This window comes from Clostridium sp. MSTE9 (assembly GCF_000277625.1).
In the GTDB taxonomy this organism is placed as follows: Bacteria; Bacillota; Clostridia; order Oscillospirales; family Acutalibacteraceae; genus Faecalispora; species Faecalispora jeddahensis.
In genome coordinates, this window is sequence record NZ_AKFU01000015.1 from 1 (window position 1) to 15,551 (window position 15,551).

Annotated in this window: 12 protein-coding genes; 4 read left to right on the forward strand and 8 right to left on the reverse strand. The window is 51.5% G+C overall.

Features of this window, described 5'->3' with window-relative positions:
• Nucleotides 1-96: 96 nt before the first annotated feature.
• The 3 genes from HMPREF1141_RS03275 (at nt 97) to HMPREF1141_RS03285 (ending at nt 4,432) form a co-directional block, all read left to right on the forward strand.
• Nucleotides 97-2,790, forward strand: coding sequence for a sensor histidine kinase KdpD (locus tag HMPREF1141_RS03275; RefSeq protein ID WP_009061055.1), 2,694 nt, complete (start codon nt 97-99; stop codon nt 2,788-2,790).
• Nucleotide 2,791: 1 nt separating this feature from the next.
• The gene (locus HMPREF1141_RS03280) at nt 2,792-3,502 is read left to right on the forward strand and encodes a response regulator transcription factor (RefSeq protein WP_009061111.1); all 711 of its coding nucleotides are present in this window, start codon (nt 2,792-2,794) and stop codon (nt 3,500-3,502) included.
• A 108-nt stretch (nt 3,503-3,610) separates the two neighbouring features.
• Nucleotides 3,611-4,432, forward strand: a complete 822-nt coding sequence (locus HMPREF1141_RS03285) for an undecaprenyl-diphosphate phosphatase (RefSeq protein WP_009061009.1) — start codon at nt 3,611-3,613, stop codon at nt 4,430-4,432.
• Nucleotides 4,433-4,510: 78 nt separating this feature from the next.
• Here HMPREF1141_RS03285 and HMPREF1141_RS03290 read toward each other — a convergent pair whose 3' ends face one another.
• The 8 genes from HMPREF1141_RS03290 to HMPREF1141_RS03325 all read right to left on the reverse strand — a co-directional run bounded on the left by HMPREF1141_RS03290 (nt 4,511) and on the right by HMPREF1141_RS03325 (nt 13,392).
• Nucleotides 4,511-6,538 carry an ABC transporter permease gene (locus tag HMPREF1141_RS03290; RefSeq protein ID WP_009061071.1) on the reverse strand — a complete coding sequence of 676 codons (2,028 nt, stop codon included), beginning with the start codon at nt 6,536-6,538 and terminating at the stop codon, nt 4,511-4,513.
• Nucleotides 6,535-7,299, reverse strand: a complete 765-nt coding sequence (locus HMPREF1141_RS03295) for an ABC transporter ATP-binding protein (RefSeq protein WP_009061102.1) — start codon at nt 7,297-7,299, stop codon at nt 6,535-6,537. Before HMPREF1141_RS03295 ends, HMPREF1141_RS03290 begins: the two co-directional genes overlap by 4 nt.
• Nucleotides 7,300-7,416: 117 nt before the next feature.
• Complete coding sequence (locus HMPREF1141_RS03300) at nt 7,417-8,409, reverse strand: sensor histidine kinase (protein WP_009061021.1); 993 nt, start codon at nt 8,407-8,409, stop codon at nt 7,417-7,419.
• A gap of 21 nt (nt 8,410-8,430) precedes the next feature.
• Complete coding sequence (locus HMPREF1141_RS03305; RefSeq protein WP_009061042.1) at nt 8,431-9,102, reverse strand: response regulator transcription factor; 672 nt, start codon at nt 9,100-9,102, stop codon at nt 8,431-8,433.
• A gap of 193 nt (nt 9,103-9,295) precedes the next feature.
• Nucleotides 9,296-10,420, reverse strand: coding sequence for an endospore germination permease (locus HMPREF1141_RS03310; RefSeq protein WP_009061073.1), 1,125 nt, complete (start codon nt 10,418-10,420; stop codon nt 9,296-9,298).
• An 8-nt stretch (nt 10,421-10,428) separates the two neighbouring features.
• The gene (locus HMPREF1141_RS03315; protein ID WP_009061099.1) at nt 10,429-10,668 is read right to left on the reverse strand and encodes a hypothetical protein; all 240 of its coding nucleotides are present in this window, start codon (nt 10,666-10,668) and stop codon (nt 10,429-10,431) included.
• A gap of 3 nt (nt 10,669-10,671) precedes the next feature.
• A complete protein-coding gene (locus HMPREF1141_RS03320) occupies nt 10,672-11,856 on the reverse strand; it encodes a Ger(x)C family spore germination protein (protein ID WP_009061062.1) in 1,185 nt (394 codons plus the stop codon).
• Between the two features lie 6 nt (nt 11,857-11,862).
• Complete coding sequence (locus tag HMPREF1141_RS03325; protein WP_009061104.1) at nt 11,863-13,392, reverse strand: spore germination protein; 1,530 nt, start codon at nt 13,390-13,392, stop codon at nt 11,863-11,865.
• A 246-nt stretch (nt 13,393-13,638) separates the two neighbouring features.
• Here HMPREF1141_RS03325 and HMPREF1141_RS03330 point away from each other — a divergent pair, with 246 nt between their 5' ends.
• A complete protein-coding gene (locus HMPREF1141_RS03330) occupies nt 13,639-15,516 on the forward strand; it encodes a sigma 54-interacting transcriptional regulator (RefSeq protein ID WP_009061032.1) in 1,878 nt (625 codons plus the stop codon).
• The last annotated feature ends 35 nt before the right edge of the window (nt 15,517-15,551 follow it).

The window sequence follows — 15,551 nt, forward strand, 5'->3', positions numbered from 1 at the left end:
GCCACAGGCGGGGGGAGAAATCCTCCATTTTATTAAAATGGCATGACTGTAATTGCCAAAAGTGGTATGATATTTTGAAAAGGCGGTGAGTTTTAAGTGGAAGCCTTTGACCTGAGGCCGGACCCCGACGCCATTTTAGAAGAGCTGGAAACGGACCAGGAGCAGCGGCAGGGCAGGCTGAAAATCTTTTTCGGCTATGCCGCGGGCGTAGGCAAAACCTATGCCATGCTGGAGAATGCGCAGGAGCGCTATAAAAGCGGAATGGACGTTCTGGTCGGCTACATTGAGCCGCATACCCGCCCCGAGACCATGCAGAAGCTGCATGGTCTTCCGGTGCTTGCGCCGAAAACAATATCCTACCGCGGGATCGAGCTGAAGGAGTTTGATCTGGACGAAGCTTTGAGGCGCAGGCCCGAGCTGATCCTTGTGGATGAACTCGCCCACACCAACGCGCCGGGCGCCCGCAACAAAAAGCGGTATCAGGATATTGAAGAGCTGCTCGGGGCCGGAATCGACGTGTATACGACCGTAAACGTTCAGCATATGGAAAGCCTGAACGATATCATTGAGAACATCACCAAAATTCAGGTGCAGGAAACGGTGCCCGATTCTGTTTTCGATCGCGCCGAAACAATCGAGCTGGTCGATATTGAGCCGGATGAACTCCTGCGGCGCTTTGAAAGCGGAAAAATCTATCGTCCGGAGCGCGCGGAGACGGCGATGCGGAATTTTTTCACGCGGAAAAACCTGCGGCTTCTGCGCGAAATCGCGCTGCGCTGCACAACGGATAAAATCAGCTTCGAGAATCAGAACGAACGGAGCCTGTCCGACAAAATGGCGAACACCAAGCTGCTTGTCTGCATCGGAGCGTCGCCCTCGTCCGCAAAATGTATCCGGTGGACGGCGCGGGCGGCGGAGGCTTTCCACGCAAGCTGGGTCGCGCTGTATGTAGAGGACATTGAAAGCGAGCAGATGACCGCAGAGCAGCAGAAAACGATCCGGGGAAATATGGATTTGGCCGAAAAGCTCGGCGCGGAGGTTGTCAACCTGACGGGGCACGATATTGCGGTTACCGTTGCGGAATATGCAAAGCTTTCCGGCATTACCAATATCGTTGTCGGCAAAAGCAGAAACAAAAAAACGCTGAAAAATCTGTTCGACATAGATTTTGAAGATCATCTGATTGCGCTTCTGCCCAGCATCGAGGTGCACATCATTCCCGGGGGTGCGGTCAAACGAGCCTATAAGAGGCCGCGCCAGAAGGTGAAAACGGAGAATTTCCGCTTATCGTGGGCGGACGCGATCAAATCGGTTTTGATTTTGGCGGCCGCTACTCTGCTTTGCTTTGGCATCCACCGGCTGGACGTGATGAACCAGAACATTATTATGGTGTACATTTTTTCTGTCCTGCTGATTTCACGGGTGACGGAAGGGTATGTCTATGGAATTGCCGCCTCCGTCATCAGCGTGCTGACCTTCAATTTCTTTTTTACGGAACCGTATTTTACATTCAATGCCATTCAAACCGCCTACCCGCTTACCTTCATCATCATGCTGCTGGTCGCTTTGATTACCAGTACCCTAACCGTGCGCATCAAAGCAGAGGCGCGGCTCGCCGTAAAGCGCGAGCACCGTACAGAGGTTTTGTACGAGATCAACAAGAAGCTTCTCGCAACCAGAGGGCTTGACCGCATCGTGGCGCTGACAAACGATTCTCTGGTCAAGCTGTTCGGGCGCTCCGTCGTGTTTTTCACGGTTGACCCCGAGCACGGGGAGGACGGTACCGTGCTGCAGGCGGCCGATGATATCGACGCGACCGTCCTGAATACCTCGGATGAAAAGGCGGTAGCGCACTGGGTGTTTCTCAATCAAAAGCGCGCCGGCGCCGGAACGGATACCCTCATGGGTGCGGCGGCGTTTTATATGCCGGTGATCTCTCAGGGGAAGGTTCTGGCGGTGTGGGGAATCTCCTGCTCCAAGGGGACGCTGGATCATAGCACGCGCCTGTTCCTGCGCATGATCGCCTCACAGGTCGCCATGGCGCTGGAGCGCCAGCATCTTTCCGACGAGCAGAGGAACGTGATGGTGGCGTCAGAAAAGGAAAAAATGCGCAGTACCCTTCTGCGCGCCATTTCTCATGATCTGCGCACGCCCCTCGCCGGGATTCTGGGCGCCAGCTCCGCCATCCGCGAAAATGGGAGCATGCTGGACGAAAGCACGCGGGACAGTCTGGTAGCCAATATTCAGGAGGAATCCCAATGGCTGATCCGCATGGTGGAAAACCTGCTTTCCGTTACGCGGATCAGTGAAAACGCCTCGAATCTGGTGAAAAGTCCGGAGGCCGCGGAAGAGGTTGTGGGGGAGGCCGTCAGCCGCATCAAGCAGAGGTTTCCAAAGCGTGAAATTCTGGTTCGTGTTCCGGAAGAATTTCTGGAGGTCCCCATGGATGGAACCCTGATCGTACAGGTGCTGATCAATCTTCTGGAAAACGCCATTAAATTTTCTCCCAACGATTCTGCGGTTGAAATCCATTTGGAAAAGGAAGAAAAGTCGGCAAAATTCGCGGTGCTCGATCGCGGCAGGGGGATTTCCGGCGAGGATTTTCCCTATCTGTTCACAAGCGATACGCCCGGCAAAAGCAGAAGCGCCGATTCCTCCAGAGGGATGGGGATCGGGCTGTCAATCTGCAAAACGATTATTCAGGCGCATCAGGGCACTTTGGAGGCCGAAAACAGAGAAGGCGGCGGAGCGGTGTTCCGCTTTACCCTGCCGCTGAAAGGGAGTGAATGACTTGGACATCAAGCCGACGGTTTTGATCATTGAGGATGAGGACGCCATCTGCAATTTTATATCGGCCATTTTAACCTCCAATCAGTATCAGGTGGTAAAGGCCAAAACGGGGAAGGAAGGTCTTTCACTGTTCACCTCTCATGTTCCGGACATCGTCCTGCTTGATTTGGGACTGCCGGATATCGACGGCACCGAAATCCTTCGGCAAATACGCGAATGGTCTAAAACGCCCGTCATTGTGGTTTCGGCCCGCGGGCACGAGCGCGAAAAGGTGTCCGCCCTCGATTTGGGCGCCGATGATTATATCGTAAAGCCGTTTGGAACCTCTGAGCTGCTGGCCCGGATCCGCACGGCCATGCGGCATAGCCTGCAGTCAGCCGGCACGAACGCGGCGGGGGAAGAAAAGGTGACCATCGGGGAGCTGGAAATCGATTATAATAAACGAACGGTATCCAGAGTCGGGGAGCGGATTCACCTGACCCCCATAGAATATAAAATTTTAGTTTTGCTGTCTCAAAACGCGGGCAAGGTGCTCACTCACGATTTTATCATACGGGAGGTATGGGGCGTTTACACTGATGAAAGCCATACCCTGCGCGTCAACATGGCCAATATCCGCAGAAAAATAGAGGCGAACCCCGGGGCACCCAAATACATTCTCACAGAAATGGGCGTCGGATACCGAATGGTAGAAGAACCAGTTGAAAAATAAACGATTCTATTCTATGATAGAGCGAAGGCAAAATTGGATTTCGGCGATCGGCGGCAGGAACCGGCAACCTTTTGCTTATCCTAACAGAATTGGAGCCATAACAGAGGTATGAATGTAGTAGAAATTTTAAAAGCAGTTTTTTTAGGCATTGTAGAAGGAATCACCGAGTGGCTGCCGATCAGCAGTACGGGCCATTTGATTCTGGTGGATCAGTTTTTAAAGCTGAACGCATCGGCAGAATTCAAGGAGCTCTTTTTTGTGGTCATTCAGCTGGGGGCGATTCTGGCCGTCATCGTGTTTTACTGGAAAAAGCTGTGGCCGTTTTCGAACGAAGGAAGATTGCATATTGAGAGCGATACGATTTCCTTATGGATGAAAATAATTGCTGCGTGTATCCCGGCCGCAGTCATCGGGCTGTTGTTCGACGACCCGATCAACGCTTTGTTTTATAACTACCAGACCGTATCCTTCACGCTGGTGCTGTACGGTATTCTGTTTATTGTCATTGAGAACCGCCACAGGGATTCCTCTGCCAAAATACGCGACGTCAGCCAGATGAACTACAAAACAGCATTTTTGATCGGGCTGTTTCAGGTTCTTGCGCTGATCCCCGGCACCTCCCGTTCAGGAGCAACGATCATCGGCGCGATGCTGCTTGGCACGTCCAGAGTCGCGGCCACAGAGTTCACGTTTTATCTGGCGATCCCGGTGATGTTCGGTGCGAGCCTGCTGAAAATGGTAAAGTACGGCCTGCCCGCCACCAGCCTGGAAATGGCGGTTTTGCTGGTGGGTACGCTGGTGGCTTTTCTCGTATCGCTGCTTGCGATCCGGTTTTTAACGGTCTATATCAAGCGGCACGACTTTAAGGTGTTCGGCTGGTACAGAATCGTTCTCGGCATCCTTGTAATTCTGACCTTTGTGTTTCGCTGATCATGAAATCAGGCCGCCTCTTACAGAGGCGGCCTGATTTTTTTAAAGGAAAAGAATAAAGGCGGGGGACAGAGGTTCTCATTTTGCGCCGCTGACAATGTCGTAATACGCGCGGGACGTAATGAGATAGACCAGTACATAAAACAGGGCAAATATCAGGTAGCACGCAATGGAAACCACGATGAGAAGCGTCGTGTTGAAAAGGCCGAACAGCAGCAGAAGCTTTGAGATGATCGGGAAAGCAAAGGCTACGTGTATGCCTGCCGCAATCAGAGGGAGGAAGAACACGGTGAGCACCTGCGAATTGATGCTCTTCTTGATTTCCCGTTTTGTCATGCCGACCTTTTGCATGATTTCAAAGCGGTTCTGATCCTCATAGCCCTCTGAAATCTGCTTGTAGTACATAATCAACACGGCGGCAAACACAAATACGATCCCCAGCAGAATGCCCAGGAAGAGCAGCCCGCCGTTCATACCATAGAATTCCGAGCGGTTGATTGCGAGGCTTTCGACATGTACAGAAGCAAAATCCGGGTCCTCCTGCTGAAGCTTCTGAATCTTCTGCGAAATTTCTTCCCGAATGGCGATTTCCTCAGAATCGTCGCAGGAAAGATCAAACCCGTAAAAATCAGACTCGGCAGAAATCTCATATTCCGAGTAGGTTTTGGCCCATTCACGAAATACCCGACGCTCCTGTTCAAAATCCGGAACGATCAAAAACAGGGACGGGTAAATTTGCGCGGCGTCAGCCCCGCTTTGTAAAAACTTCGGGACGATTTTCTTGATTTTTTTGGTGCTTTCCTTCTGCAATGCAATGGTATCGCTGGTATAGTCGGTCTTTGTGCTGCACAGAAGCACCTCATCCGCGGCCAGAGCCTCGTTTGAGCCGGTCAGGCGGTTGTATTCGTCCAGGGAAAGGACGAATACCTGGCGAATCAGGCCGGTGTTTTTCAGCGAAGAGGAATCCAGCATGCCGCGGTTGAAATTGAGCCTGTTATCCTCAAGAATAGCTGCCAGGCTGAGGTAACGGTACTGCAGGAAATTTTCCTGCTGCAGCTGGTGCTTTTTCAGCACATCTTCCGCAGCCTGATGCACCTGATTGGTCTGAGCTTCTTCAAGGGTGCTGGTTTGGATCGTAATATCTCTGGGGTAGCGCCCATGCAGGGAATCCTCTGTGCCGACGAACAGGCAGACGGTAGAGGACAGCATGACAAGCACCATCGTAGACAGGATGCAGATCGAGGCCAGGCCAGCGCCGTTGCGCTTCATGCGGTACATCATGGAAGAGACCGAAACAAAATGGCGGGTCTTATAATAATAGCCTTTGTTTTTCTGCAGAATCTTGCAGAGCACGACCGAGCCCGCTATAAACAGAAGGTAGCTGGCAACGACCACCATGGCGGCCGCCCCAAAGAACCATACCAGAGCGGCAAGGGGGTTCTCGATGGTAACCGACACATAGTACGCGAATGCCAGAATGACCACACCCAAAACCGCCACAATCCAGTTCGCTTTCGGCGGGCGTTCGCCCACCGTTTCGCTGTGCAGCAGCTCAATGGGCTTTGAAACGTGAATCTGGCGGAAGGTATTGAGAAAAATAAGAACGAAAATGCCGAGGAACAGCAGCACTGCGGATAAGATGGCGCCCGGCTCTACGGTAAAGGTAAAGTTGGCTTTGCCGCCCAACAGGTTTACCAGCAGCAGCTCCGCCAGCTTGGAAAACAGAATGCCGAAAAACAGCCCGCCAAGAAGAGAAATGGCGCAGATCGCGGCGCTTTCCCAAAGCAGGATGCGGGTCAGATTCCATTTTCCCATCCCCAGAATGTTATAAAGGCCAAATTCCGTTTTCCTTCGGCGGATCAGGAACGAGTTGGTGTAAAACAGAAAAATGACGGCGAAAATAGCGATGACCCCGCTTCCCAGTCCCAGAATTGCCTGCAGGGTATCACCGCCCCGGATGAGAGCGACATTCGCGTTTTTGGAAAGGAAGCTGACAAGGTAATACATCATCACCATTCCCACACAGGTGAGAAGGTACGGCAGATACGTTTTGCGGTTCTTCTGGATTCCCGTCCAGGCCAGGCGGGCGTAAAAGCCGTGTTTCATTTCCGGTCACCGCCTGTCGCAAGAACGGTAAGCGTATCAGAAATTTTCTGGTACATGGCTTCTTTGGTGCTGCCGCCGCGGTAAATCTGGTGAAAGACTTCCCCGTCTTTGATGAACAGAACGCGGCCCGCGTGGCAGGCGGCTTTTACCGAATGGGTCACCATCAAAATGGTCTGCCCGCTGAGGTTGATCTGCGCGAACAGCTGCAGCAGCTCGTCTGTGGATTTGGAATCCAGCGCGCCGGTCGGTTCATCGGCCAGAATCAGCCTGGGGTTCGTAATCAGCGCCCTGGCCACGGCGGCGCGCTGCTTTTGTCCGCCCGATACCTCATAGGGGTATTTGGAAAGTAACTCCGAAATCCCGAGCTGCTCTGCGATCGGCTTTAGGCGCCGCTCCATTTCCTGGTGCGGTACGCCGGCCAGCACCAGTGGAAGATAAATGTTGTCCATCAGAGAGAACGTGTCGAGCAGGTTGAAATCCTGAAATACAAAGCCCAGATTATCCCTGCGGAAAGAGGCGATTTCCGATTCCCTGATCTTGGAAAAATCGCGCGCGTCTAGCAGCACAGAGCCGCCTGTGGGCTTATCGAGAGCGGCCAGAATATTTAAAAGCGTCGTTTTACCGGAGCCGGATTCTCCCATGATCGCTACATATTCGCCCTTTTCCACGCTGAACGAAACATTTTTCAGCGCTTCCACCTGATTCCCGCCAAAGCGGGTGGTATATACCTTTTTCAGGTTGTTGACTTCGAGAATAGACATTTGGCATTCCTCCTTGTTATGGGCTTATTGTAGCAAAAAGGAGAAATGAGCCGCCATCGAATCGGCTTACATTTCCCCTCGATTTTCTTACAGTTTTGAAAGGCGCTGCCAAAAGCGCTATTCCCGTTCCAGCTCTGTGCGGTTCAAATCCAGGCAGATCACGGTTCCGTTCCCCAGCGCGGAGCGGGCCGTAATGCGGTGCCGCAGGTTGCCGCAGATCCGGCGGCAAAGGTACAGGCCGATCCCGCTCGCCTTTTTGTCGCCGCGCCCGTTGTAGCCGGTATAGCCTTTTTCAAAAATACGCGGCAGGTCCTCCGGTGCGATGCCAATACCGGTATCGCTGATGCAGAGAATGCCCGGCTCGTTCATGGTGATGGAAACAGTGCCCCCGCCTTTGGTGTATTTGATCGCGTTGGAAAGCAGCTGCTCCAGAACGAACAGCAGCCATTTTTCATCCGTTAAAACGGAAAAACCGGTCGGCTCGTAAACCAGTTTGATCTTGCGGCGGATGAACTGCGAAGCAAACTTGCGCACGGCCTGCCGGAGGATGGCGTCCAGATCGCAGCTTCGGATCAAATAATCCGTCGAAGAGGAATCCAGCCGCAGGTAGCAAAGCACCATATCCACATACTGCTCGATGCTCTGCAGCTCCTCCGTCAGCTCGCGGCTGAAGGGGGAATCATCCTCCTGCAGACTCAGGTGCATCGAGGCGATCGGGGTTTTGATCTGGTGCGCCCAAACGGTATAGTATTCAATCAAATCCGTATAGCGGCTCTCCATCCGGTTTTCCAAATCCACCTTTTCCTGAAACAGAGAAAGAATGATCTGCTGATAATCCTCTTCCAGCAGGCTTTTTGCATGCGGAAGGCGCTTTACGGTAACAGTGACCTCCGAATATAAGGCCAGCAGCTCCTTATGCCGCGCGGCAAAGGAAATGAAATCCAGAATCAGGATCGCCAGTCCCAAAACGGTACAGATGGCCGCGGGGTACAGCACCGCCGCCAACGGAAGATCGTATAAAGCAAAGGTGAGCAGAAAAATGGCGCAGAACAGAAAATAGACGACGATCTGCTTTGTGTACGCCCTGAAATAGCGGCTCCATACTCTCATAGTCTGCCCCTTTCCGGTGGTCTATTCCACCAGATAACCCATCCCGACCTTGGTGGTGATAAAATGCGTCAGACCCGCGGCGTCGAGCTTTTTGCGCAGACGCGTCATGTTTACGGTCAGTGTGTTTTCATCCACAAAGCTGTCGGTTTCCCACAGCCGTTCCATCAGCTTTTCGCGGCTGACCACCTGGCCTTTGCGCTCCATCAGCGCCTGTAAGATGCGGTAATCGTTCTTTGTCAGGTCGATGCGCTCTCCCTGGTAGGTCAGCGTGGCGTCCGCGGTGTTCAGCAGGGCGCCCCTGTGCTCCAGCACGGAAACCTGTCCCGAAAAGTCGTAGGTTCTGCGCAGGATCGCCTGTATTTTTGCCATGAAAACAGTTAGGTCGAAGGGCTTTGCGATAAAATCATCACCGCCCATATTCATTGCCATGACGATGTTCATGTTTTCAGAGGCCGAGGAGATAAAAACAATGGGGACCTTCGATACCTTGCGGATTTCACTGCACCAGTGGTACCCGTTGAAAAAGGGCAGCGAAATGTCCAGCAGAATCAGGTGCGGGTTGTATTCGGAAAACGTCGTGAGCACATTCTGAAAATCCTCGGCGCACATCGCTTCCAGTCCCCATGCTTCAATATGCTTTTTCATCGCTGCCGCAATTCCTGAATTGTCTTCCACGATCAGAATCCGGTACATGGTATCACCTTGCTTTCTCTGTCCCTTATTGTAACCTGCCTGTTCCGGATTGACAAGCCCGGGCCCATTTCTTTACAAAAGCAGCGCACAAACCGGTGCCCGGCTGTACGCTGCTTTTTGTTCCATTTTTCAGAGTGAATAGAAAATTTGAATGGCCGGCCTGTTGTTTAAACAAATTTTTTAAATGGGAGAGTCAGGCTGAATCCTGCGCAAGCTCCGGCCGGCTCGTTTTCTGAAGTGCTTTTTGGATGAAATAGACGATTACAATGAAGGCGGGCAAAAGAAACCCTGCGGTAAAGGAATACGAAATCCAGACATATTTGTCCCAAAAGGCCAGATAAGCGCTGCTCGGGTATACAATGTTGGAATAGATCAGAACCACAAACAGGATAGGGCACACGATTTTCCGGCAATCTTTCAAACGCATGAAGGTAGAGATGCTTTGAATTCCCGCGTAAAAATAACAAAATCCTTTAAAAAATAAGGTAATGAGCCATGCGCCGACGATCAGCCCCTCTACGCGGGACAAAAAGCCAAAGCTGATCTGCTTTGCGAGGAAGTAAGTGGGATATACGAAAACGGAGGTTACGTGTGTGCCCAATACCAGAATGGACATCAGCATCACCAGAAACATAATCAGTGACCCCAGAAAATATCCTTTGAGCATTGCCTTTAGGGCAGAAGAAGAATTGTCCGTATGAATCGGGTAGATCATGTTTAAAAAGATCAGCGGCCAGATGCGGTAGCTGGTGATATAGAGGCTGCCTTTGAAAATGGGATAAAAGCCGTTTTCAAGCACCGGCTGAATATAATGGACTTTAATATTTGAGATGTTCGCCAGAAACAGGAAAGCCATGATGAAAATAACGACCTTCAATAATATCTCGGAAGAACGCACGGTGGTTTCAAGGCCATAGAGCAGAGCGCCTGCCATAATGATAAGAATTAGCAGATTGATGGAGTAAACGGGCGAAGTAATGAGGTATTCCGTCGTGATGAACTGGCCGATATAGGCGGTGATCTGTATCCCGCTGTGAATGCAGAAAATAATAAAATAAATAGAGATGATTGCGCCCAGCCATTTGCCGAAAACCGTGCGAATGATCTGAATCAAATTCTTATTTGGGAACAGCTGGCCCAAAGCATAGTAGAGCAGAATAAAGACGACCCCGAACAGGCTTGACACAATAGAGGCGATCCATCCGTCACGCCCACATAATTCTGTGACAGGCGAAGCGACAACGAGGAGCGAAGAGCCGCAGGTGGCACAGGCTGTCAGGGAATATAATTGATGATTGCTGATCTTTTCTTTATTCATGTGTCCTCTCAACCTAAAATGAATTTTACCACCGTCACAAGGGGGCTTAGAAGAAGCGCAAGGGAATCGGAGGGATTGGGTATCTTAACATCAAGGGTTACCAGAATTCCTGTGACGGCGCCGATCAGTAAAAATACCGAGTACAGAACCAGCTCTTTGTACAAACACCGCCTCAGCATCTTAGGGACCTCGATGATGGATAATATCACGACGAAAGCCACAATTAAGGCGATGGCGATGGTGCTCATAGGCTACTCCTTTTTTGCATTGATGATCTGGCTGATAGAATCTGTTCCGATGATTGTTACGTCCGCTTCGATTTCGACGGGCAGATTGACAAAGCCGGTATCGTTCCAGTCCTTTTTCACGGTGTTCCACTGCTGCGGATCTGTTCGGTGAATGGCAGCGCCGAATCCAAAAATGTCGCTTTTCACCGCCTTTGCTTTTGTCACAGCAGTCATGCAGATTCCTTTCAGCTTTTTTTCCGCCAGCACCTGCAGCTGATTCAGCGTTTCCTGTTTTGAGATGTCCAGGCTGCGGTCCATGTTTTGGATGGTGGCCTGCATCTCAAGCAGCACTGTTACTTTGGGGGTACCCCCCTCACAGGAGATTTCCTGCTTAGAGGTAATATGCTTCATATTCAGAGAAACTTTACCGACCCCATCCTCCAGATCAAAAGCCGAGGTACTTGCATTCCCGAAAATATAATTATATCCCTGGCTCTCTTCTTCATTGAGCCATCCGACCAGCTTATCCTCTTTCAAAATGGCGTTACCGCTTAATTTCAGCGGATCATTCTGCGTCAGTTTTAATTTTTCCAACGAGTCATCGGGCTTTTCAGCCTGCATTTCAATCCCTGTCATGACGGCGCTCAATCCGTCGCTGGCCAGGCAGTTTGCCAGCTCCGTCAATTTGATTTCGTTTGTTTCCGCCCAGATATCCTGAGAGATTACAATAGAGGAATTGATTTTTGCCGAAGGGTCATTTTCCAGCTTGGTCAGATTGTTCAGAATTTCGTTCGCCGTGGTTTCCTTGGCAACGGTAAAATACAGTTCTGAACTGGTCTGGTAGTAGCGCAGCAGGAAGTCGGTCGCTTCTGCGATTCCTTCTTTCGCAAAATTTTCTCCGAATACGATCGTCTGCATATGAGTGCCGACCACCTCTCGGGATAATTCGGTGCTCATGCTGCTGATGGTTTCGAGTATGCTGTGGCCCTGCTTTGCAACCACCACCACTGAGGATTCGTTGGTGTTTTTCTGTGCGGCGATCGCCCGCGGGTTCAAAATCTGCGCGGTGATCACTATATCGCCCTCGCTGTTTCTGTCAAATCCCAGAGCAGTGGAAAAGGCCAGCTGATTCAATTCGTTTCGATCCCAGCAGCCTGTTAAAAACAACAGATTGAGGATGAAAAAACAAGCGAGCAATCTTTTTTTCACAGCATGTTATTTCCTTTCGGGGGTTTGTGTCTGCCTCTTTTGCGTGGGGCCGTCCATATGGTTTCTCAGTTTTTTTGTTTTGCTGAACAAGCTGGGATATTTCTTTCGCGCCCACAGCGGCACGCGGAAAATGTGATCTGTATTTTTCTTGGAGATGACGGGCGCAACGGGAGTCATGTACGGCACCCCGATCGATTTGAGCTTGCAAAGGTGAAGAACCAGGCCGAACATGCAGATAAATATTCCGTACAGCCCCATATAGGCGGCCAGGACCATAACGATAAACCGCGTCATACGCAGTGCGTCCGCCATGGCGGTGTTGGGGATGCAAAAGCTTGCGATTGCGGTGATGGATACCACAATAACCATCGCGGCAGAAACAAATCCGGCCTGAACGGCGGCCTGCCCCAGCACCAGGGCGCCCACAATGGAAATGGCGGGGCCGATTGCCCGCGGCATTCTGGTTCCCGCTTCCCGCAGGATTTCAAAGGTGACTTCCATTAAAATCCCCTCCCAAAAGGTGGGCAGGGGTACCCCTTCGCGCTGGGCCGCAATGTTCAGCAGCAAAGGCGTGGGGATCAGCTCCTGATCAAACGTCGTCAAGGCAATATAAATGCCCGGCACAAAAACCGTTAAAAAAAACGAGAGCAGGCGAACAAGGCGGAACAGTGCGGAATCGTAAATACTGTGGTAATAGTCCTCGCTGGAGATGAAGAACTCGATAAAAGTAGTGGGGACGGTAAGCACATAGGGGGTGCCGTCCACTATGATCGCGATTTTCCCTTCCAGCAGTGCGGCAGACACATTGTCGGGCCGTTCCGTGTTGTAAATGGTTGGGAACAGCGAATACGTATCGTCCCGAATCAGCTCTTCAATGTTTTGGCCTTCCAAAATCCCGTCTATCTGAATTTCCGAAAGTCTCTTTCGAACCTCCTTGATGTTGCTTTCGAGCGCGATTCCCTCCATATAGAGCAGCGCCACATCGGTTTTTGTAATCGTGCCAAGCTTTAAGGGCTCTACCCGCAAAGACTTATCTTTGATTCTTCTTCGGATTTGAGAGATGTTGTTCTCGATTTTTTCTGTAAAGCCTTCTTTGGGGCCTCGGATTACCGTTTGGGAGGTGGGTTCCTGAATGGCTCTCCCTTCCGGTCCGTAGGTGGTGTAGGCAAGAAAGAACTCTATCTCGTCAAACAGGATTACCGTGTTTCCCTCCAGTATTTGCTGGAGCATCTCCTCATTATCTGAGCCGGTTGAGACTTTTGAGCCGCACAACGGGGTGTTTTGCAGTATTTTAAAGTAAATTTCATCTTTGTTTCCGATGCTTTTCACCGAGTTGGAAAGCCGGTTGATTTCAAGGCTCATTTCCCTGACTTTGGCTTTGTCCACAAGGCTGCTTAAAAATACAATGCCGATCAGAACGCCGCTCAGGCCCTCGTGCAGCCGCATCCTTTGAATCGAAAGATCCTTCCCATGGCCTAATTGCTCCTGAATCAGGTTGATTTTGAAATCAACGGACTGAGGGTAATTATTTTTCATATGCTACCTGCTGCCAATTTTTCTGTATTTTTTATCCAGAATATTTGCATTATTATGCCTGACCAGTCCGGGTTTTATGTAAAAGACAAAAATGCCGGAAAAACAGCCCGGGTGATGCAGTCAAAGAACCGGCAGGGAATGCTTTCCATATTTGCGTTGGCATGGTTTGTGCTATAATTATTTTACAGTATCAGTGAAAACAAAGCGTTCAGGTTTTACGCGGCAACTGCAAAAGGGGGAGCGGCAATGATTTCGGAAATCTGTTACATCACCATGTATGAGGAGCATATAGAGCACGCAAAGCGGATTTTTGCACAGTGCGGGTATCCGGTAAAGGTAATTTACACCAAAATTGATCAGATCCATGAAAATGTGCGCAAGCAGATGCAGGAAGGCGTGCGGGTCATGATCGCCCGCGGCGGCGTGCCGGATTTGATCAAGCAGGTTCACACGCTCCCGATCGTCGATTTGCAGTACGATTTTCTGGATTTTCTCGAGCCCATTGAAAAGGCGTATGAAATGTCGGACAAGGTGGCGCTTTTGGGGTGGTATAAAAACCGCAAGAATTTCGATAAGTACCGCTCAAAGCTGCGGGAAAACCTGACGATCGTGGAGTTTGGAAAGACCACAGCCAGCGACTGCGAGGAATATATTGAGAGCGAAGTGAAAAAGGTGCTTCGCCAGGGGATTCAGGTTGTTGTGGGCGGCGGCGGTGTGGCCCGTGCCGCCAAGCGCCTGGGGGTTCCGTTCGTGCATGTGGATATCGACCGGGAGGCGTATATCGATGCGGTGGAAAAGGCCCAGTATCATCTGCGGATTTACCAGGAGCAGGAGCATCGGTATAAAATGGTGCAGGCGGTCCTGAACGGCGTTTCGGAGGGAGTGCTGGCCGTTGGGCAGGATCAGCAGATCATTCAGTGCAACCCGGTGGCAAGACAGCTGTTAAAGCTGCAGAATATCGGGGAGAAATACCCGCCGCTGGAGAAGGTGCTGCCGGATGAAAAGACGCTGCAGCTGCTGCGCGAGGGCAGGAAGATTACAAACCATGTCGTCTCCTGTCCCGGCGGGAACCTGATGCTGAATTCCGAATTCATTCAGGTAGACGAAGTACCCGTGGGCGCGGTTCTGATCCTGCATGAAACAGATCACATCCGCGACATGGAGAAACGAATCCAGAAAAACCTGATTCAAAGCGGGTATTACGCCAAGCACAGCTTCGACGATATTGGCGGCGACAGCGCCGTCATGGCGCAGACCAAAAAGAAAGCGGAGCTGTACGCGAAAACAAACAGTACGGTGCTGATCTTTGGGGAAACGGGCACCGGTAAGGAACTGTTTGCCCAGAGCATCCATAACAGCAGCGCGCGCAGAAACGATCCCTTTGTGGCGATCAACTGCGCGGCGATCCCCGAAAGTCTGCTGGAAAGCGAGCTGTTCGGCTATGTCAAGGGTGCTTTTACCGGTGCGCGGGCCGATGGCCGCGCGGGTTATTTTGAACTGGCCCACAAGGGCACCCTCTTTATGGACGAGATCGGTGAAATTTCGCTGAAGGTACAGTCCCGTCTGCTGCGCGTCCTTCAGGAAAAGGAGGTGACCCGCGTGGGCGACGACCGGGTCATTTCGGTGGATGTGCGCATCATCGCCGCGACCAATCGGGATTTAAAGCAGGAGGTGGAGAAAGGACGCTTCCGTAAGGATTTGTACTACCGCCTGTGTGTGCTGACGCTCTCTCTGCCGCCCCTGCGTAACCGCCGGGCGGATATCCTGCCAATTCTGCGAATTCTGCTGCGGCAGAACGGGCTTAATTCGGCGGAATTTACGCCGGAGGCACGCCGCCTGCTCGAAACGCAGGAGTGGCCGGGCAACGTGCGCGAGCTCGACAACTTTGCGGAGCGGATCTGCGCGATCTCGAACGAGACGGTAATTGATGAAGTGCTGGTGAGCAACGCGCTGGATTTACAAGATGACATTCTTGCGCCGCAGACTCAGGAAACAGAGCGGGAGCATCTGCTGGCGGTGCTGAGAAGGAACTTTGGAAATAAGCGAAAAACAGCGGCGGAGCTGGGCATCAGCACCACCACACTGTGGCGCAGGCTTAAGGATATCGAGCCGGAACAGGAATAAAAAAAAGCCGGGCTGCGGTGAGCAGCCCGGTTTCT